Source organism: Microbacterium sp. Y547 (assembly GCF_057669785.1).
This window is the reverse complement of the sequence record NZ_JBYHFN010000004.1, coordinates 246,268-266,503: the sequence shown is the minus strand read 5'-3', so window position 1 is coordinate 266,503 and position 20,236 is coordinate 246,268. Positions and strand designations below refer to the sequence as shown.

Sequence of the window (20,236 nt, the reverse complement as noted above, 5' to 3'; positions counted from 1 at the left end):
GGCATCCGCGGGGAAGACCTTCCCGCCGCGGGCATCCCTCGAGGAATCGGATGATGCGTGAGGGCGGACCGCACGACACAATGGGGGTCATGACTGCGACCGCCGTGGATCCCTTCCGCGTCGTCTTCGTCTGCACGGGTAACATCTGCCGCTCCCCCATGGCCGAAGTCGTCTTCCGCCGATTCGCCGAAGACGCCGGTCTCGGCACGCGGGTCTGCTCGTCCAGCGCAGGCACGGGGGACTGGCACGTGGGTGAGCGCGCCGACCACCGCACGCTCGCGGCCCTCGAGCGGCGCGGCTACGACGGCACGCGGCACCGCGCACGCCAGTTCGCCCACACGGACTTCGAGCGCAGCGACCTGATCGTCGCGCTGGACCGATCGCACGAGCGGATCCTGCGCGGGTGGGCGCGCTGCGAGGCGGACACCGACAAGATCGCGCTGCTGATGACATTCGGGGCCGCTCCGCAGGTCATGGACGTGCCCGACCCGTACTACGCCAGCGCGGGAATGTTCGATGACGTGCTCGGTATGATCGAGACTGCGAGCCGGGCGCTCTTCCGGCAGCTCGAACCCGCGATCCGCCCGGCCGTCTGACGTCCGCGGGTCGCCGACGGGAGACCCGTGACCTCTCTGCCTCCCCAGCCGCTCAGCCCCCTCGACGGCCGCTATCGCTCCGCCGTGACGGGGCTCGCCGACTACCTGTCCGAGGCGGGCTTGAACCGCGCCCGCGTCGAAGTCGAAGTGGAGTGGCTCATCGCCCTCACCGACCGTTCGCTCTTCGGCACGTCACCGCTGTCCGACGACGACAAGGCGCGCCTGCGCGCGCTGTACCTCGAGTTCGGGCAGGCCGAGATCGACTGGCTCGCCGAAACGGAATCGGTCACGCGCCACGACGTCAAGGCCGTCGAGTACCTCGTGCGCGACCGGCTGTCGACCCTCGGGCTCGACGCGATCGCCGAGCTGACGCACTTCGCGTGCACGAGCGAGGACATCAACTCGGCGTCGTACGCGCTGACGGTTAAGCGCGCCGTCGAGAACGTGTGGCTGCCCAAGCTGCGCTCGGTCATCACGCGTCTCGCTGAGCTGTCGGTCGAGCACCGGGATGCCGCGATGCTGTCGCGCACGCACGGGCAGCCGGCAACGCCGTCGACGATGGGCAAAGAGCTCGCGGTGTTCGTGTGGCGCCTGGAGCGAGTCGCCCGCCAGATCGAGGGCGGCGAGTACCTCGCCAAGTTCTCGGGCGCGACGGGCACGTGGTCGGCGCACCTCGCCGCCGAGCCGAACGCCGACTGGGTCGACGTGTCGCGCTCGTTCATCGAGGGCCTCGGCATCGGGTTCAACGTGCTGACGACGCAGATCGAGTCGCATGACTGGCAGGTCGAGCTGTACGACCGCGCGCGTCACGCGGGCGGCATCCTGCACAACCTCGCGACGGATGTCTGGACCTACATCTCGCTCGGCTTCTTCTCGCAGATTCCGGTGGCCGGTGCGACGGGGTCATCGACCATGCCGCATAAGATCAACCCGATCCGCTTCGAGAACGCCGAGGCGAACCTCGAGATCGCGGGCGGGCTGTTCCAGACTCTCGCGCAGACCCTCGTGACCTCACGTCTGCAGCGCGACCTCACCGACTCGACGACGCAGCGCAACATCGGTGTCGCGTTCGGGCACTCCCTGCTCGCGCTGGACAACCTGCTGCGCGGCCTCAGCGAGATCTCGCTCGCCCAGCCGGTGCTCGATGCCGATCTCGACGCGAACTGGGAGGTCCTCGCCGAAGCGATCCAGACCGTCGTGCGTGCCGAGATCGCGGCGGGCCGCTCGCAGATCACCGATCCGTACGCCCTGCTGAAAGAACTCACGCGCGGCCGTCGCGTCGGGGGCGTCGAGCTCGCCGAGTTCGTGCGCGGCCTCGACATCGGTGACGCCGCGAAGGAGCGCCTGATCGCGCTCACGCCGGCCGGTTACACCGGACTCGCGTCGCGCCTGGTCGACGAGCTGAACTAGCTCTTCGCGTCGTCGTCGCCCTGCTCGTCCTCGGGCAGGAGCACGGCACGGTCGACGTTCTTGGTGATCTGGGCGGGGTCGACTGCGAGCAGCAGCAGCGCGACGACCAGGAGCACGACGATGAACGTGATGCCCGCGACGACGGCGGCCACGACGAGCGCGTGCTCTGACTGACCCTCGAAACGCTGCTGGAAGAAGCCCATCGAGACGAGCGTCACGATGCCGGCGAAGAGCGCCGCCCCGAAAGCCAGACCGAGCAGCTGGATCGGCTTCATGAGGTCACGACGAGTGGGGCGTTCGGTCATGACTGATCCTCCGATTGGGGGGCGTGCACGTCGGACGGAGCCGGGACGCGACGCGGTGAGAAGCCGGCGATGCCGAGGTAGACCGCGACGACCGCCGCGTACGCGCCGAACAGGCCGACGGCGATCGTGATTCCGGTGAGGGTGAACGATGCGTTCGCCTCTTCGACCGTGTACGGCAGGGCGTATTCGGCCGGCACGAGCAGGAGCGCACCGGCGAGCGCGATGCCGACGATTCCCACGACCATCGATTCGCGGGCGGCGAGCGGCGAGACGGAGGCCGTCGGCGTGCCGTCGGACCACGGAGCGACGTCGCCGGGCTTGAGCGCGCGGGGGCCACGGAGTGAGACGAATCCGTCGATGGCCTCGACGAGACCCGTGACGAACGCCCACGTGATGACCACGACGAAGAAGCCGGTCGTGGTGCGCAGGTCACCGACGCTCGCGACCATGCCCGCCGCGATCGTGAGCACGCCGAGGAGGATCGACGGCCAGCGCCTGCCCGCGGGCTGGACGAGCCATGCCCCGAGTACGTGCACGATGCCGGTCGCGAGGGCGAAGCCGCCGAAGACGGCGAGACCGACCCCCGCGGAGTGATCCTGCGAGAAGGTGATCATCAGCGCCGCGATGGCCGCGAAGGCCGCGCGCGCGAGTTGAACGTGGCGCGCGTCGAAGACACGAGAAGGGGAGGCGGTGGTCACGAATTTCCTCAGAAAGAAGAGCGGCCTGACCAGTCTAGCCGCGGTGCGTCGCACGGTCGCCCGGTGGTCCCGCGGGGAAACCTCCCCCGCCGCCGGGTCATGCCACCCGCCCGGTTCGAACCGTTGGCCGCGGCACCCGCGCCTAGGTCGTGCGGCTTCGGATCGTGAGGATCTGCTGCGCGGTCCCGACGGGACCGTCGAGGTCGTGCAGGATCGTGCTCGTGAGGCCGACTCCCGTCGGGCCGTAGGCCACCGTCGTATCGAGCCCCACCCATGGGCCCGAGGGCGACCGGAAGAAGTGCATCGTGAGGTCGAGGTTCGGGAAGAGCCACTCCTCATGGCTCTGCCGCGCGGCGATGCCGTTGGCGGTGTCCACGAGCGCGACGAACCGCGCGAGCGGGCTCGTCTCCTCACCGGCGACGAGATCGAGATCCGTGGTGAGCCACGCGGTCGCGCGACCCGGACGGTGAGGGCCGGCATACCGAGCCTGGATGCTGCGGATGTAGCCTCCGCGCCATGCCTCGGCGAGCGGGTAGTCGGGGAGCCCGTCCGGGGACGGCAGCGCGGTCCATTCATCGCCGGCCACCGCCTGAGTGTCTTCGGGCGCCAGGAGCCACGCACGCGCGGTGAGTGTCAGCCGCCCTGCGATCGTGGCCGTCGTCTCGAGCAGTTCGATCGTGCGCCCCGGACGCGTCGGCACCGTCTCGATCTCGATATCGCCGCGGGCGAGCCTGCCCAGGATGTCGACGCTGATCCGACCGACCACCTTGTCCGCGTCACCGTGCTCACGGCGCCAGCGGTCCATGTGGTGCACCATGAGACCGACGACGGTGGCGACGTGCAGGTCTTCGTCGCTCCACGCCCCACCGACGTGGTCGGTGGGGGTGTAGCGGTCGGGTCCGGCGGGGATGAAGTAGCTCTCGCGGGTCATCGGTCTCTCTCGGTCGGGTGGCCTCCCTCCAGCATGGCGCAGAGCGGGGGCGAACCCGCGCCGCCTCCCGCCCTGCGCCCGAGATCAGGTCGTGGGCGTCTCGCCGGGCGCCGGTGTCGTCGGGGAGGTGGGGCGCGGCGTGGGTTCTGCGTCGGTCTCGCCGTCCGGGTGGCCGGGGCGTTCGTCGGCCTTGTCCGCGCCGTCGCCCTTCATGCCGCCGCCCTTCATGCCGCCGCCCGGACCGCGCTCTCCCCCACGCGGGTGGGAGTCACCACGGTGGTCATGCCCGCCCCGGCCGCCCTCACGGCCGCCGTCACGCCCGCCGGAGCCCGAGTCGCCGTCGGCCTCCTCCCACGGTGCGCGGTCCTGCTCGGCCGCGGGCGAAGACGGACCGAACGCCGTCAGGGCGCCGAAGCCCGTGCCCGAGGCGAAGCCGGCCCCGAGCAGCAGTGCGCCCGCTGCCGCGGCACCCGTGACGCGCACCCACGTCTTCTGGAAGAACGACCGTTCGGATGCCGCCGGCACAGCCGACGCGGTCTGGTCGGTGGGCGGCTGCGGTGCATCCGTGGTCGGGGGGAGCTCCACGGTGGGGAGCGCGTCCTGCGCGTCCTGCGGGTCGGGTGTGTTCTGAGTGTCATTTGCTGAAGTCATGACCTCACCCTCGCGAAGCCGTTCAAAGACGACGCCAAGATTCAGCCGCATCCAGTGACTTCATAGACGGCGCCGACGAAGTCCTCAGCCGGTTCGGCGCCGAGCCGGCAGTCGCACGCGCACGATCGTGCCGGCACGCGACGTCGACTCCACGACAGCCTCCCCGCCGAAGCGCGTGGCGATGTCGCGCACGAGCGCGAGGCCCAACCCGAAACCAGCGGGCTCGCCGGGCGCCGCAGCCCGGGCGAACCGCTGGAAGGCGGCATCCGGATCGATCCCCGTGATCCCCGGGCCCTGATCGGCCACGCGGATATCCACGTGTCGTCCCGAGCGCGCCGCGGTGACGGTGACGGTGCCCCCGGGGGGTGAGTGCTTGACGGCGTTGTCGAGCAGCGCCAGCAGCGCACGGCTGAGCGCGGTCGCGTCGGCGCCGACCTCGAGGCCCGCCGGCGCGTCGACCCGCAGCGAGACACCGGCTTCGGCGGCGCGCGGCTCGATGATCAGACGGGCGTCGCCGATCGCGGCATCCACCGAGGCGACCGACGTGTCATCGGCGCGCTCCAGGCCCGCTGTTTCGGCGGCCACGAGCAGATCCGTGAGGATCCGGTCCATGACGTCGGCGTCGCGACGCAGATCGCCGAGCGCGGCGGTGACATCGCCGCCGCGCTCGGCGCGATGCTGGGCGAGCTGGATGCGGCTCGTCAGCGTCGTCAGCGGAGTTCGCAGTTCGTGGCTCGCGTCGGCGACGAAGGCGCGCTGCACGCGCAGCGCCTCTTCCAGCGGCCGGGCGGCACGGCGCGAGGCGTACCAGGCGATCAGGGCGAGCACGAGGACTCCGCCCACGCCCATCACGACCACGATCGGCACGACGTCACCGATGTCGAGCACCCGACCCGGTCCCCGGCCCGGTCGTCGCGGCCGGGAGGCGGCGTACATCACGACCACGACGAGCGCCGTGAGCCCCCCGACGATCGCGGCGGCGGCGAGTCCAACCCACAGCCCGGCCCGTACGGCCGACTGCTGCGCGCGTCGGGCATCCCGCTCGGAAGCCCTCGACCCGCTGCTCACGGCGCTCCGCAGCGGTACCCGCGCGCGCGCACCGTGTCGATGAGCTCGGGGGTCGACTTGCGCCTGATGTAGTGGACGTACGTGTCCACGGTCGCGGCCGACCCGCCGGGGAAGACCTCAGCGAGGATCTCTTCGCGGGTGAAGACGTGCTCCGGGCTCGACGTGAGAAGCTCGAGAAGATCCGTCTCGGCGGCGGTGAGAGAGACCCGCCGGTCCCCCGGTGAATACAGCGCCTGACTCGCCGGGCGGAAGACCCAGGCTCCGATCTCACGGCGGTCGCCCTCGTGGCGGCCCATCCTGCGCAGGGCACGCAGCCGCGCCTGGAGCTCGGCGAAATCGAAGGGCTTGACGAGGTAGTCGTCGGCACCGCCGTCCAACCCGCTGACGCGGTCGTCGATGGCTCCGAGGGCGGTCAGCATCAGCGCGGGCGTCGTGATCTGCGCCGTCCGCACCGCCTGGATGAACTCCACCCCCGTCATCCCGGGCAGGCGTCGGTCCACGACCATGACGTCATAGCGGCGGCGCAGCGCCTCGTCGAGTGCCGCCTCGCCCGTCGTGACGTGGTCGACGTCGTATTCATCGGCCAGCACTTCGGTGACGATGCCCGCGATGTCCGCTTCATCTTCGACGTACAGAAGGCGCGGACGAGCAGGAGCGGGAGTATCTCGCTGTGTCGACACGCCCTCAGTATCGCCTGTGGTCGCTAGTCGCGGGGCAGCACCGTGAGCACCCGCGCGATGTGGTCGCGGAACTCGTTCATGAAGTCGCGCAGGAAGCCGGCAGTCTCCTCGGAGGTCACTTCGCCGTCTTCTGTGTAGTGATCGGGCTTGAAGTGGATGTACGCCTCGGGCGAGGTCATCTGTCTCGCGTTGCAGAAGGACAGCACACCGCGCAGGCTCTGCTGAGCGACCGCCGTGCCGATCTGACCGATCGAGGCGCCGATGACGGCGGCGGGGATGTGATCGAAGGAGTTCTGCCCCCACGGCCGTGAAGCCCAATCGATCGCGTTCTTGAGCGCCCCGGGGATCGATCGGTTGTACTCGGGGGTGACGAACAGCACCGCGTCGGACGCTGCGATCGCTTCTTTGAGGGCAATAGCCTCGGGCGGGTAGTCCTCGTCGTAGTCCTGGCTGTACAGCGCGAGGTTTCCGATGGGGATCTCGGTGAACTCGAGATCCTTCGGCGCCAGAGCGATCAGCGCTTTGGACAGCGTTCGGTTGATCGAGGTCGACGACAGGCTTCCGACGAAATAGCCGACTTTGTACGTGGTCATCACTGTTTCCTCCGTTGAGGTGCCAGCATCCGTCATGCCCGTCACTCGGGGAACCCCCTTGTGCTGCGGCGTCTTCTCACTCGGATGCCGCGGAGCGGCGTGCGTCAGTCCCTGCGGATCCAGCGGAAGGTGATGCGGGTGAGGATGAGCCCCGCCACGAGCCAGATGCCACAGACGATCGCGACGCCCATCAGGTTCCACGACTCCCCCGCCTCGAGCGAGGCGTAGCTGTCAGGCAGGAACACCGCACGCATACCCCGCGCGAGCCACGCCAGGGGGAAGACATTGGCGATCTGCTGCAGCCAGTCGGGCAGCATCGAGAACTGGATGTAGACGCCCGAGATGAACTGCAGCACGAGCACGATCGGGATGATGACGGCGGTCGCGCTCTTGCCCGATCGAGGCAGAGCCGACATCCCGATCCCGAGGATCGCGCACGTGGTCACCCCGAGGAGGAAGACCCACGCGAAGGTCAGCCATGCTTCGGGCTCGGCCGGAAGCGGCACATCGAACGCCGTTGCCGCAACGACGATGAGCACGGCTGCCTGCAGGATGCCCGTCACGAGCACCTGCCCGATCTTGCCGAGGAAGTAGCTCACCGGCGACAGCGGGCTGCCGGCCAGTCGCTTCAGCGTGCCGTCGCTCTTCTCCATCGCGATGTCGGTCGCCATGTTCTGCAGTCCGGACAGCAGCACACCGGCGGCGAGCATGGCGGGCAGGTAGAACTGCGCGGCGGTCATCTCGCCGCCATCGGGCGTGCGCCCGAACTCGGCATCGCTGAAGGCGACCGCGAAGATCGTCAGCATCAGGAGGGGAAACAGGAAGGTGAAGAAGACCGTGTCACCCTGGCGGAAGTACGAGCGGATCTCGTAGCCGGCGCGCAGGACGCCCAGCCGCACCGTGCGCAGCGGCCCGAACCGCATCGCCGTCGTGCTCACGACAGGACCGCCTCGACGTCGACGGCTTTCTCGCCGACGAGCTCGAGGTAGATGTCTTCGAGGCTGGGACGGATGACCTCGAGCCGCTCGGGCTCGCCGTTCGCGACAAGCTCGGCCACGAACCGTCCGGGCTCGGTCGTGCGTTCCTGGTGCGGCACCCCGTCCTGTCTCCATCGGACGATCGGGATGCGGGCCTGCGCTCCGCCGAGCTCGTCGATCGCGCCGAGTGCGACGAGCTCGCCGGCGGCGATGATGCCGCCACGATCGGAGAGCTGCTGGGCTTCGTCGAGGTAGTGGGTTGTGAGCAGGATCGAGGTGCCCTCATCGCGCAGCTGGCGGATCAGTTGCCAGAACTGGCGGCGGGCCTCGGGGTCGAAGCCGGTGGTCGGCTCGTCGAGGAACAGCAGCTCAGGGCGCCCGATGATGCCCAGCGCCACATCGACACGGCGCTTCTGACCGCCCGAGAGCTTAGAGATGCGCGTGTCGGCCTTGGCTTCGAGGCCGACCGCCGCTATGACCTCGTCGACGTCGCGGGGGCGGGGGTAATAGCCGGCGAAGTGACGCAGCTGCTCGCGAATGGTCGCCGTGCCCGTCTCTCCGCTGGACTGCAGCACGATGCCCAGACGCGCCTTCCACGCGAGGTTGCCCCTGCGGGGGTCTCGCCCCAGCACGCTGACCTCGCCCGCCGTGCGGTCGCGGTAGCCCTCGAGGATCTCGATCGCCGTGGACTTTCCGGCGCCGTTCGGACCGAGCAGCGCAAAGGTCTCGCCGCGGTGGATGTCGAAGTCGATGCCGCGTACGGCCTCGACGGCGCGATAGCTCTTTCGCAACCCTCGCACTTCGACGACATTGTCGGCTGTCATGCGACGCCTCGCACGCGCCCGTGTCGATTTCGCGTGCGGGTCATGGCGCAAGGATACGCGACCGTCCCCCCAACGGCCTGAGTCCGTCGCAGCGGTCTGACGGGGAATCCGCGTCAGCGCCGTCGGCGTCTCGTACCGCGCCACAATGGGCGGATGACATCCCTCACCGCGCTGACCGACGACGGGCGCCGGTTCTTCGCCGACTACCACCTCGCGACGCTGTCGACCCTCGGGCCGGATGCCGGCATCCACGTCGTCGCCGTGGGGTACACGCTCGACGACGACGGTGTGGTCCGCATCATCACAACCGACGGCAGCCAGAAGGTGCGAAACATCGAGCGCGACCCGCGCGCAACTGTGGCCCAGGTGGCAGGCCCGCAGTGGGCGAGCATCGCCGGGATGGCCGTGATCGAGCGCGAGCCCGACGCGGTCGCCCACGCCGTCGCGCTCTACGCCGCACGCTATCGTCAGCCGCGCCCGAACCCGTTGCGCGTCGTCATCCGTCTGACACCCGCGAAGGTGCTCGGCTCAGCCGCACTGTGGGGGTGAGTTCAGCCCGTCAACCGCTCACGGGAGAGGGTGCCGCGGCATCCAGATGACGGCGTGAAGCGGCGATCGCGAGCCGCGCATGCTCCTTCGCACCGACCTGCGCGACGAGATTCGCGTGGGGGATCTCGAGCGCCAGGGGAAGATCGGGGGGGAGCGCATCGAGAATGCCCGCGATATCGAGGTCTCCCTCACCCGGGAACAGCCGTTCGAATCGGGCGGTGTGGATGAGTCCTGCGGTGGTCGCGGGTATCTCCCCCGGCGCATCGCACACGTGGACGTAGTGGAACCACTCGCGTGGCAGCGCACGCAGCTCTTCGAGCTCCGAATCCGACCGACAGAAATGCAGCACGTCGATGAGGAGACCCGCGTTCGGCTGATCCGCGGCACGCAGCACGCGAACGGCCTCGGCAAGATTGGGCGTCTCGGTCCACGAGGGGAACTCGAGGTCGAGCGTGAGCCCCAGCGGTCGCGCGAGCTCGCAGAGCTCGGCATATCGGTCGGACTTGCGCGAGAAATCGGCATCGGGCAGCTGCGTGATGACGTGGCGGGCGCCGAGCTCCGCACCCGCTTCGAGAAAGCGCAGATAGTCACGAGGACTGTCGCTCGAGGTCATGCGGGCGAGTTCGATGTCGAGCACTTCCACCCCCATCGCCGACAGGTGCGTCTTCGTCGCACGCATGAGCCGCGGGTCGTAGGCCAGGGGGTAGCTGGGCTCTTGCGCCGTCACTTTCGTCATGCGCAGCCCGACGTAGCGGTAGCCGGCCGCCGCCGCCGCGTCGACGAGCTCGGGCGGCGTCAGGCTCAACGCCGTCAAATGGGCGAGGGAGTAGTCGTACCGGTGCTCGGTCGTGACGTCGGCGGACGCGACGTCGAGCATCCGCATCCGCTGGCGGCGGTGGGCCGCCATCCGCAGAGGAACGCTGTGCGGATCCCCGAAGCCGTCGTACCCGTCGATGCGCTGCACGATCTCGAAGTAGATGCGCGAGCCCACCATTTCGGTGAAGAGATGCAAGTACTCGCCGCGCTGATCGCGGTCGTAGACGATGTCGTTCTCGCGGAGCACGGCGATGACGGCCGTAGGAAGACCCAGGCGCGCTTCGAGGTCGTCGTAGTAGTTGCCGGGGATGCGCAGAACAGCCGCACCGCTCTCGCGCAGCGCCCGCGCACACGCGACAGCATCGTCCGTGCGGAACGCGATCGACTGCGGGCTCGAGACGCTGGGCGCCCAGTCGCCTCGCCGCAGCGGCGACGTGCTCAGCGCGATCCGCATCCGGTGATCCGGATCGACCGCGGTCCACCGGTGTACGACACCGAAGGGGGCGTTGACCTCGGTCGGCTCACCCGCCGAAAGCCCGAGCACCGTGCGAAAGAAAAGGGTCGACGGCTCGAAGTCGTCGACGGAGTCCGTCATCGACACGTGGTCGATGTCGTGCAGGAGCGGCGACGGCGACACGAAGGCGCCCGTCGGCGCGAAGTCCGCGAACCACTTCGGCTCGCAGAAGAACAGCGCCGTGCCGTCGGGGGTGGCGACAGAGTTCAGATCGGCTTCGCCCTCGCTGAGCTTGCGGGCGAGCTTGGGGGCGAGCAGGCTCTGCGCGCGCCGGAAGGACGCGCCCGCGTCGGAGGTGTCGATACCCAGCGCGATGATCGACGCCGTCGCGGGATCGATGGAGCGCTCGGGCGCGAGGTCGAGCAGCACCCGGGCGGATCCCTGCTCCCACAGCTCCACCGGCTTCGAGCGATGCTGGCCCGTGTGGACGAAGCCGAGCATGCCCAGCAGACGCGCGACGAGCGGGTGCGACAGCGCATCGACCGCCAGCTCGGCGAACGCATACCCCTCGAGACGGGGCGCAGGCGGCAAGGGGCTCGATACGGAGCGGATGGCCGCGGGGCCGCGCTCACCCACGCTCTCGGCGAGGGCGCGCATCGAGCGCATGGCGTCGATCGCGGCGTGGCGGGGATCCTCCTGCTGATAGACGTCGTTGAAGACCTCGAGCGCGATCGATCCGCGGTATCCCTTCGCGTCGAGCTGCTCCAGGAAGCCGCGGACATCGAGGACGCCCTGTCCCGGGAACACCCGCGAATGCAGACTCCACTCGCGGACATCCATCCCGGTACGCGGTGCGTCGGCGAGTTGCACGTGGAAGATCTTCGCGGGATCGATCGGGGCGAGCTCGACCTGGGGATCGTTCGCGTGGGAGAGCACATGGAAGCTGTCCAGACACATCCCCAACGCCGCGTGATCGGCGCGGCGGACGATGCGCCATGCGTGCTCGTGCGTGCGGATGCGGCCCCACGGCACACCCTCGAACGCGAGCCGCATGTTCCGCTCCTCGGCGAGGTCGGCGATGCGCGACAGCTGCTCTGCATCCAATTCATCATCGTCGATGCCGTCGTCCGAGAGGGTCGAGCAGCAGACGAGCACGCGCGCGCCCAGATCGGCCACCAGGTCGAGCTTGCGTTCGGCATGGCGGAGCCGAGCCTCGAACAGCTCCGGCCGGACGGCCTCGACGTGCAGCGGTTGATAAGCGTCGATCGACAGACCCAGATCTGCAGCCTCTTCGGCGATGCGAGCGGGAGACCACGGCGACACGATCAGGTCGTGCTCGAGCACCTCCACCCCGCCGAACCCAGCCGCGACGGCCGCGCGCATCTTGTCCTGAAGCGTCCCCGCCAGAGACACCGTCGAGATCGAAAGAGACGACTCGCCGCTCATGATGTCACCGCTCGTTCACTGTCCGTCGGCGTGTGCAGCGCCGGTCACGGAACCGCGAGGTGCTCGATCTTCTCGGCCGGCGAGTAGATGTCGAGGATGTTCCAATGACCCGTGGTCGGGGTGGGAACGTTGACCATCGACACGTCGATCACGACGGGGCCGCCGTGTGCGATCGCCCGCTCGAGCGCCGGTTTGAACTGGTCGGCTGATTCGACCTTGATGCCTGTCACGCCGTACGCCTGCGCGATCGCCGCGAAGTCGGTGTACATCGGATCATCAGCCGTGCCGAAGACCGTGCCGTAGGTCGTGTCGAACGCCGCCTTTTCGAGTCCCGCGATGGTCCCGTAGGCGTTGTTGTTCATCACGACCCACACGACCGGGGTGTTGTGCTCGCGCGCCGTCGCGAGAACCGCGGGGTTCTGCCCGAACCCCCCGTCGCCGACGAGCGAGACGACGACGCGGTCAGGGCACGCCATCTTGGCGCCGACGGCTGCCGGACCACCGAAGCCCATCGTCGCGAAGCCGCCGGGAGTCAGGATCGAGCCGGGCGTCAGGATGTCGAATTGCTGTCCGACGCCGTTCTTGTTCCAGCCGACATCGGTCGTGATGATCGCATCCGCCGGCAGCACGGTCCGCGTCTCGGCGAGGATGCGCTCGGGGCGCATGGGCCACGCCTCCGACACCTGCGCCGCCTCATTGCGGCTCTTGACCTCGTTGCGGTTCGCCGCGATCTCGGCGATCAGCTCGGCGCGATCAACCCCTTCGGGGGCCAATCTGCGGGCGACGCGGATGAGGGCCCTGAGCGCGGGTTTGAGGTCGGCGAGCGCGCCGACCTCGAGCGGGTAGTTGCGCCCCAGCTCGGCGGGATCGATGTCGATCTGCATCAGTTTCGTCTTGGGGATGTCGAATGTGTACTCGGGGTACCACGAGCTCGAATCCGCCTCGGCGAAACGCGTGCCGAGGGCGAGGATCCAGTCGGCCGTCCGGGTCACCTCGTTGGTGAATGCCGCGCCCCAGAATCCAGTCATGCCCAGCACGAGCGGGTTGTCGTCAGGAACGGCGCCCTTGCCCATCAGGCTGTGCGAGACGGGCAGCGACAGCAGTTCGGCGAACTCCAAGAGCTCGTCGGTCGCATCGGCACCGATCACGCCGCCGCCGACGTAGAGCACGGGACGCTCGGCCTCCAGCAGATTGCGCACGATCTGCTCGGCGACCTCTTCGTCGAGGCTGGGTTTCGCGAGCGCACGCGTGTTGCTGAGCACCTTGTCGAACGTCGCGACATCGACTTCAGCAGAGAAGACGTCCATCGGCACATCGATCAGAACGGGGCCGGGCCGGCCGCTCTCCGCGAGGGTGAACGCCTTGTCGAGCACTTCAGCCACCAGGTGCGGCTGATCCACCCGCCACGCCCGCTTCACGAACGGGCGGTAGATCTCGTACTGCGCCGCGTCGGCATGGAGATTGACCTCCTGATGCGGATGCTTGCCGTAATAGTGCGACGGAATGTCGCCGGCGATCACGACCATCGGGATCGAATCGAGTGCGGCGTTGGCCACTCCCGTCGCGGCGTTGGTCAAGCCCGGGCCCAGGTGCGACAGCACGACACCTGTCCGTTTGCCTGCGCGTGCGTAGCCGTCGGCGGCGTGCGCGGCGATCTGCTCGTGGCGCACGTTGACGAAGGAGATCTGCTCGCTCTTCTCAAGGGCAGCCAGGAGTGCGATGTTGGTGTGCCCGCACAGCCCGAACACGTGCTCAACGGCACGCGCCTCCAGGTACCTGATGATCTGGTTCGACACCAGGTCTTTCATGTGATTCTCCTTTGGTCGATCTCTGTCGGGACGGCACGTCGGGCCGGTCCGGTGTAGGTGTATCCGAGGGATTTCGGCAGAGGACCCTTGATCCGTTCGCCTTGCGTCATCTGCTCGTAGGCGTGCGCGAGGATGCCGACGGACCGCGCCAGGATGAAGACACCTCGACCGAGCTCGGGCGGAAGGCCGAGCTCGCAGTAGATGACGGCGGTCACTCCGTCCACGTTCATGGGGACACGACGTGCCTTGCCCTGGCTGATCTCGTCTTCGACGGCCCGGCCGATCTCGGCGAACCGCCCGCCGATCTCACCCCGAGCGACAGCGTCGTCGACGAGCGAGAGGAGGCGCGGAGTGCGCGGGTCGAGAGGGTGGAAACGGTGCCCGAACCCGGGAATGTATTTGAGGCCCGCCTCGCGGTGCCGCCGCAGAACCCGCCGCGTCGCCTCGCGGACATCACCGACGTTCTCGATCTCGGCATCGATCTCGAGGTAGAGCTCCATGCACTGCTGACCGGGGCCGCCGTGGATGTCGTCGAGGACGTTGATCGCGGACGCCATCGCGCCGTTCACAGGCGCCCCGCATGTGGTCGCCATGCGCGCGATCGCGATCGACGGGGCCTGCGGACCATGGTCCACGGATGCCACGAGGGCCGCCTCGAACAGCTGAGCGCGTGCGGGGGTCGGTAGTTCGCCCTGAACCATGAGCCAGATGGTGTCGACGAACCCGGCATTGCCGATCAGCTCTTGAATGGGATACCCGCGCAGCGCGATCTCACCGGGGTGGATGTCGATGATGTCGGTATGCCACCACCGCCGCGCCTCTGCGACGAGGGATTCGGGCGACTCATCGCCGGCCTCGTCGTACGTGCTCACCGAACGACCGCTGTCGGCTCGGTCGCCTCGAGGGCGGCTTCGTAGAAGTCGCCGAACAGCTCTTCGTCTGACGGACGGTCTTCCGCGATGACGCGGGACACCCACGTCGTGTTCAGGTAGTGCCGCAGTGACACGTTCTCGGACGTGATGTTGCCGCCCCACGTGCCGCACCCCATGGACGAGGTCATCGGCATCCCGTTCGTGAACGCGCCGGCATTCGCTTTCGAGTTCGGCTGGCGCACCATGATCCGCGACACGGGCATGTGCCTGGCGAAGTAGTCGATGTGGGCGTCGTCCGTCGACGCGATGCCGCACGAGTGCCCCTTGCCCCCGATGTCGTACAGACGCTTGGCGACCTCGACGCCGTCTTCGAAGCTGCCGTCGTACGCGTGCACGGCCATGAGGGTCGTGAGCTTCTCTTTGCAGAACTGGCGGTCCTCGGCGATGCCGTCGCCTTCGACGATGATGAACTTCGTGCTCGCAGGCACCGCGAACCCCGCCGCCTGAGCAAGCGCCTGCGGGGAGACCGCGACGGTGTCGGCGAGGCGGTGCCCTTCGTCATCCCACATGACCGCCTGCAGCGCCGTCCGCTGGTCCGCCGTCGCGAGGTAGCCGCCCTCGTCCTGCAGTGCGGCGAGCATGTCCTGATAGCGCGCCGCGGGGACGAGGACGTTGCCGTCCGCCGAGCAGCCCGAGCCGAAGTCCGAGGTCTTGGAGAGCATGCAGTTGCGCGCGGTCTCTTTCAGGTCGGCGGTCTCGTCGAGGAACTCCGTCGCATTGCCCGCGCCGACGCCGTAGGCGGGCGTGCCCGAACTGTAGGCGGCGCGCACGAGCCCCTGCCCACCCGTCGCGATGACCAGATCGGAGCGGCTCATGATCTCCTGCGAGGCCGCGAGACTCGGTAGCGTGATGCACTGCAGGATGTCAGCGGGGGCGCCTTCGGCCTCGAGCGCTTCACGCATGAGTCGCACGGTCTCGAGAGTCGTGTCCTTCGAGCGGGGGTGCGGCGAGAAGACGACGACGTTTCGCGCCTTGATCGCATAGATCGCATTGCCCGCGGGGGTGAGGTCGGGATTCGTCGTCGGCACGACGCAGCCGATGACGCCGACCGGCTTGCCGTACTTGACCAGACCGCGCTCTTCGTCCGTTTCGATGATCCCGACCGAAGGGCTGCGCAGCGCGTCGCGCAGCACCCCGCGGATCTTCATGCGCTTGTTCATGCGGCTGTCGAAGTCTCCGAGCCCGGACTCTTCGATGCCCATGGCCACCAGTCGATGAAACGACGAGCGATTCGCGACGGCCCACGCGACGGCCTGGATGAGGCGATCGACGCGCTGCTGATCGTACGTCTCGATGACGGCGAGCGCCGCCTGCGCACGCGCGAACACCTCATCGAGTTCCTCGATCTGTTCGCTCGTGAGGGCTTTGGATGCTGATGCAGCCATGACAACTCCGTCCAGGGCATGTGCCGACGTCGCATGCTAAGCAGGCGCGCTCATCGCGACCAACCGTTGTCCCACTGAGCAGAAAGCGCGGACGGTGTACCACTCGATGGGCCGATCGGTTGCTCCCTCGGAGCGGGCGGTCTAGCGTCCGGAGCGCTGACCGGCGTCGATGTACATCGTTGGCCGTTCGGTCGGCGAAACCCCCACAGACGGGAAGCGGGTACGCACCGCCTCCGTCCGATCAATGACGATCAAGGAGCATGCAATGCGAAAGACATTGAGAACAAGGCTGGGAGCGGTGGGGGTCGGCGCACTCGCCCTCACGCTCGCCGTCGCCGCCTCTCCCGCACTGGCGGCGGGCACGGCGACGGACCCCGTGCCTCCGACCGGGTTGACGGGGCTCGAACCCACAGGCGCCGACATGCCCACGGTCGGCGGGAATCTCGGAAACCAGCACTACTCCGGTTTGACCCAGATCAACAAGGACAATCTCGACCAGCTCGCACCGGCGTGGCGCACCCACGTGTCGGCGGTTGCTCCGGCGACCAACGACACCGGCCAGCAGACGACCCCCATCGTCGTGGACGGCGTCATCTACCTCGACACTCCCGCCGGCGGAGTGATCGCCGTCGACGGCGCATCGGGCGACCCGATCTGGAAGTGGAGCGGAGGCGAGCTCGGCACGTCCGGAACACGACGCGGCGTCTCGGCCGGTGACGGCAAGATCTTCACGCTGGCACGCGGCAACAACATCGTCGCGCTCGACCAGGAGACCGGCGATCAGGTTTGGGCGGTTCCCGCACGCGACGCGGAGGGCGGGAGCCTCGGCGGCTTCGGCAAGGTCGCGACCGTCTACCACAACGGCATCGTCTACGCTCACGCGGCAGACGGCAACCGCGGCGCCGTTGCGGCATTCGACGCCGACGATGGGTCGTACCTGTGGCATTTCTTCGGTGGCCCGCAGCGCGGTGAAGAGTTCATCGGCGTCGACGGCATCCCCTTCGACGCGTCCGACACCTGGGGCCCGGTGCTGGAGAACGGCACGGATTGCGCCCTCGTGGCAGGTGCCGCTCCCTGGATGCACGGCTCGGTGGACCCCGAACTGAACATGTACTACATGACGTTCGGCAACGCGCGCAGCTGCACCTCGTCGCAGAACGGATCCCTCCGCCCCGGAGACAACCTGTTCTCGAGCACGATGGTCGCGGTGGATGCCACGACGGGTGCCTACAAGTGGCACTACCAGTCGATCCGCCACGACGTGTGGGACATGGACAACGTCCACCCGCCGACGCTCGCGGACATCCAGGTCGACGGAGTGGAGCGCAAGGTGGCGTTCTACGGCAGCAAGTCGGGTCACCAGTTCGTGATCGATCGCACAAACGGTGAGCCGGTCACGCCCACGATCGACAAGCCCATGATCGTCGACTCCCGTCAGGCTCAGCCTGACACGCAGCCGTTCCCCGTGGAACGACAGCTGCCGGAGTGCGTCGTGTGGGAGAAGCTCGACGCCGACAACGTGCCCGGCAACCCGTGGCGCGCAGTGCCGAACTACAACGGCTACCAGGCCGACGCCGAGGGCAACCTCGTGTTCAACCCGGACAGCTATGTGGCAGCCGACGAGCCGTTCCTCACGTACCCCGAGGGACACTCCGGGCACCGGGAGGGCTGCATGTACGACCCGCAGTGGGATCTGCCGATCCTCTCCACGACGAGCCAGAACGGCGGCGGCGACTGGTCGAACCAGTCGTACAGCCACAGCACGAACATGGTGTATTTCCCGTACGGAACGAACCCCGTCGCTCACTACAACGGCGCAGGCTCGAACGGGCTGCGTGCGATGGGTCAGTACCAGACCGGCGGCATCCTCGCCTATGACGCATCGACGGGCAAGGTCGCGTGGACGAACCACCTCGGTACCGACATGTCGCACGGTCAGGGACCGCTGACGACCGCCTCCGATCTGCTCGTCGTCGGGCAGATCGACGGCCGTGCCCTCATCATGGATGCTGTCAACGGCGACGTCCTCTGGGACTTCCAGACGGGGTCGGGCATCGCTGCCGCTCCTGTCACGTACGAGGTCGACGGGGAGCAGTACATCGCCGTGTTCGCAGCCGGGTCCACCAACCCGTACAGCGGGTCTGTCACGCAGGGCGACTCCCTGTGGGCCTTCAAGCTCAACGGTTCGTACACGACCGCGACGGGAAGTCAGGAGGGACCGAACACGGCTCCCCTGGCGATCCGTCGACCCGTGAGCGGCTCGGCTGTTGCCGGCGAGACCGTAGCGAACACGGTTCTGCTCGCCCGCACCAGCCGCACGGCTGACACCGCAGCGGCGCGGGACAGTGTGGCGACGAACGGCATGCAGCCCACGCACCTGCGCGTGCCCGTCGGCACGACGGTGACCTTCCGCAACCCCGGGGCCGAGACGTTCCCGAACTTCCCCAACCTGAAGGAGCACTGCGCCACGCAGTACTTCGAGGGTGAGTTCAACGCCAGGCTGCAGCCGGGCGAGACGTACGAGCACACCTTCACGCGTGCGGGTGAGTACTTCTTCAACGACTGCACCGACCCGCGTCCGACCGGCAAGATCGAAGTCGTCCTCGCTCCGCAGGATCAGCCGGGCGCGTTGCGGTTCACCCCGGGCCACCTGCGACTGGGCACTCCCTCGGGTCTGTTCACGCAGGTCGACGGCACGGTTGACGCCCAGTTCGACCTGCCCGCCGGGTACTCGTACGACAGCGCCGCTGAGCTCATCACTCCGCTGTCGGCGACGCCTGTCAAGCCGTCGGACGTCACGACCGGTCCCAGCCGGGTCACCCTGCAGTTCGACACGGCCGACCTCGACAACAACGTGCCGACCGGCGAAGTCGAACTGACGGTGCGGTTGAACGTGCTGAACGCCGCCGGCGAGCAGGAGCAGCTCACCTCGACGGCGACCGTGACGGTTTCGAAGGGCGTTGCGGCGCACACGACGCACCGCACGCTCGCGGGCAAGGCGTACGTGTCGGTGACGGCAACGAACTACACGGGCGCTCCTGCGGACATCACGGTGTCGACGGAGTTCGGCAAGAAGGTGTTCTCGAACGTCGCTCCCGGCAAGACCGTCGCGGTGTCGTTCAACACACGTGCGACGTCGGTCCCCGCCGGCGAGGTCACGATCACATCGACGATCACCGTCGACGGTGAAACCGTGACCGAGACCAGAACGGCGCCGTACCGGGCTTTCCCGACCGGCAGCTGACACCCGACGTGGGGGTGCGGCCCCTGGGCGCGCACCCCCACGTCACCCGAGCCTCCTTCACCCGATCGAGGCGCAAGTGATCACAGAGAAAGCGATTCAATGATGAACAGATCGACCTTCACGAGGGCGAGCGCCATGGCGTTCGGTGCACTGCTGCTCGCGTCGGCTGGCACAGCCGTCGCAACCGCCGACGAAGTCGACGAGGGCACCGTCGATATCAACGTCGAAGTCACCGACCGCTACCCGTCGGGCGTCTTGGCGCTCTCCGTCGCGGCGGACACCACCGCTCTCGAAGAGATCGACTCCGGCGACCCGCTCATCCGCGAGTTCACCGGTGTCCTTCCGACCGTCACTGTCACCGACACGCGCAGCACCGTCCCCGACACCCCGTGGTTCGTCCTCGGGACGGCGAGCGCCTTCGTGTCCGGCGATGACTCGATCTCGGCCGACCACCTCGGGTGGTCGCCGGCTCTCGCGGGCGATTACGGGTCGGCGATCGAAGTGGGGGGCGACATCGAGGGCGTCATCGATGACGAAGACAGCGAAGGCCTCGCCTACGCCGACGGCGAGCTGCTCTACCTGAACGCGGACCAGGTCGAGACATACGACCAGGGGGCGTGGTCGGCGAACGCCGCCCTGAACCTCAAGGTCGCCGCCGAGGATGCGGCATCCGGCTCGTACACCTCGGTGCTCACCCTTTCGCTCTTCGAGTAGGACTCACCGCCCGTCAGCCAGAGGCGGGGTGTGCCGTTGACCGGCACCCCCGCCTCTGTCGCGTCATCCGCGACCCAGGACATGCAGACGCTGTCCCATTCGGCGAGACTCGGCTTTGCGCGGCCAGCTGGGCCGACCAGAGTCGCAGAGGCAGC

General features: G+C 68.2%; 18 protein-coding genes. 5 read left to right on the top strand and 13 right to left on the bottom strand.

Annotated elements, in window-relative coordinates; all coding sequences use genetic code 11:
* Positions 1-89: 89 nt before the first annotated feature.
* A complete protein-coding gene (locus AC25Y0_RS08345) occupies positions 90-596 on the top strand; it encodes a low molecular weight protein-tyrosine-phosphatase (RefSeq protein ID WP_488123612.1) in 507 nt (168 codons plus the stop codon).
* A 27-nt stretch (positions 597-623) separates the two neighbouring features.
* Positions 624-2,006 (top strand): adenylosuccinate lyase, encoded by a 1,383-nt coding sequence (gene purB, locus AC25Y0_RS08340; protein WP_488123613.1) that lies wholly within the window; start codon positions 624-626, stop codon positions 2,004-2,006.
* On the opposite strand, the gene AC25Y0_RS08335 is transcribed toward purB, so the two are convergent.
* The 9 genes from AC25Y0_RS08335 to AC25Y0_RS08295 all read right to left on the bottom strand — a co-directional run bounded on the left by AC25Y0_RS08335 (position 2,003) and on the right by AC25Y0_RS08295 (position 8,733).
* On the bottom strand, positions 2,003-2,311 hold the full coding sequence (locus tag AC25Y0_RS08335; RefSeq protein ID WP_488123614.1) for an amino acid transporter: 309 nt from the start codon (positions 2,309-2,311) through the stop codon (positions 2,003-2,005). The two genes, purB and AC25Y0_RS08335, sit on opposite strands and share 4 nt — an antisense overlap.
* Complete coding sequence (locus AC25Y0_RS08330; protein WP_488123615.1) at positions 2,308-3,009, bottom strand: acyl-CoA synthetase; 702 nt, start codon at positions 3,007-3,009, stop codon at positions 2,308-2,310. Before AC25Y0_RS08330 ends, AC25Y0_RS08335 begins: the two co-directional genes overlap by 4 nt.
* Positions 3,010-3,151: 142 nt before the next feature.
* Positions 3,152-3,940 (bottom strand): thioesterase family protein, encoded by a 789-nt coding sequence (locus AC25Y0_RS08325; protein WP_488123616.1) that lies wholly within the window; start codon positions 3,938-3,940, stop codon positions 3,152-3,154.
* Between the two features lie 84 nt (positions 3,941-4,024).
* A complete protein-coding gene (locus AC25Y0_RS08320; RefSeq protein WP_488123617.1) occupies positions 4,025-4,591 on the bottom strand; it encodes a hypothetical protein in 567 nt (188 codons plus the stop codon).
* A gap of 84 nt (positions 4,592-4,675) precedes the next feature.
* Entirely contained in the window at positions 4,676-5,659 is a 984-nt protein-coding gene (locus AC25Y0_RS08315; RefSeq protein WP_488123618.1) for a sensor histidine kinase, read from the bottom strand.
* Positions 5,656-6,339, bottom strand: a complete 684-nt coding sequence (locus AC25Y0_RS08310) for a response regulator transcription factor (protein ID WP_488123619.1) — start codon at positions 6,337-6,339, stop codon at positions 5,656-5,658. The genes AC25Y0_RS08315 and AC25Y0_RS08310 overlap by 4 nt, the downstream gene beginning before the upstream one ends.
* Positions 6,340-6,362: 23 nt before the next feature.
* Entirely contained in the window at positions 6,363-6,932 is a 570-nt protein-coding gene (locus AC25Y0_RS08305; RefSeq protein ID WP_488123620.1) for an NADPH-dependent FMN reductase, read from the bottom strand.
* Between the two features lie 104 nt (positions 6,933-7,036).
* Positions 7,037-7,855: an ABC transporter permease gene (locus AC25Y0_RS08300; RefSeq protein WP_488123811.1), complete on the bottom strand. Its 819-nt coding sequence runs from the start codon at positions 7,853-7,855 to the stop codon at positions 7,037-7,039.
* Between the two features lie 11 nt (positions 7,856-7,866).
* On the bottom strand, positions 7,867-8,733 hold the full coding sequence (locus tag AC25Y0_RS08295; RefSeq protein WP_488134497.1) for an ABC transporter ATP-binding protein: 867 nt from the start codon (positions 8,731-8,733) through the stop codon (positions 7,867-7,869).
* A 153-nt stretch (positions 8,734-8,886) separates the two neighbouring features.
* Between AC25Y0_RS08295 and AC25Y0_RS08290 the strand changes: the two genes are divergently transcribed.
* On the top strand, positions 8,887-9,282 hold the full coding sequence (locus AC25Y0_RS08290) for a PPOX class F420-dependent oxidoreductase (protein WP_488123622.1): 396 nt from the start codon (positions 8,887-8,889) through the stop codon (positions 9,280-9,282).
* A gap of 10 nt (positions 9,283-9,292) precedes the next feature.
* On the opposite strand, the gene AC25Y0_RS08285 is transcribed toward AC25Y0_RS08290, so the two are convergent.
* Genes AC25Y0_RS08285 through AC25Y0_RS08270 form a run of 4 tightly spaced genes read right to left on the bottom strand, consistent with a single transcriptional unit; the run spans position 9,293 to position 16,123 of the window.
* The gene (locus tag AC25Y0_RS08285) at positions 9,293-11,998 is read right to left on the bottom strand and encodes a TIM barrel protein (protein WP_488123623.1); all 2,706 of its coding nucleotides are present in this window, start codon (positions 11,996-11,998) and stop codon (positions 9,293-9,295) included.
* Between the two features lie 44 nt (positions 11,999-12,042).
* Positions 12,043-13,806, bottom strand: a complete 1,764-nt coding sequence (locus tag AC25Y0_RS08280) for a thiamine pyrophosphate-binding protein (protein ID WP_488134496.1) — start codon at positions 13,804-13,806, stop codon at positions 12,043-12,045.
* Entirely contained in the window at positions 13,803-14,678 is an 876-nt protein-coding gene (locus AC25Y0_RS08275; RefSeq protein ID WP_488134495.1) for a citryl-CoA lyase, read from the bottom strand. The genes AC25Y0_RS08280 and AC25Y0_RS08275 overlap by 4 nt, the downstream gene beginning before the upstream one ends.
* Positions 14,675-16,123, bottom strand: a complete 1,449-nt coding sequence (locus AC25Y0_RS08270; RefSeq protein ID WP_488123626.1) for an aldehyde dehydrogenase family protein — start codon at positions 16,121-16,123, stop codon at positions 14,675-14,677. The genes AC25Y0_RS08275 and AC25Y0_RS08270 overlap by 4 nt, the downstream gene beginning before the upstream one ends.
* Before the next feature lie 265 nt (positions 16,124-16,388).
* Between AC25Y0_RS08270 and AC25Y0_RS08265 the strand changes: the two genes are divergently transcribed.
* On the top strand, positions 16,389-19,367 hold the full coding sequence (locus AC25Y0_RS08265; RefSeq protein ID WP_488123627.1) for an outer membrane protein assembly factor BamB family protein: 2,979 nt from the start codon (positions 16,389-16,391) through the stop codon (positions 19,365-19,367).
* Between the two features lie 99 nt (positions 19,368-19,466).
* Positions 19,467-20,081 (top strand): hypothetical protein, encoded by a 615-nt coding sequence (locus tag AC25Y0_RS08260; RefSeq protein WP_488134494.1) that lies wholly within the window; start codon positions 19,467-19,469, stop codon positions 20,079-20,081.
* Positions 20,082-20,236 lie beyond the last annotated feature (155 nt).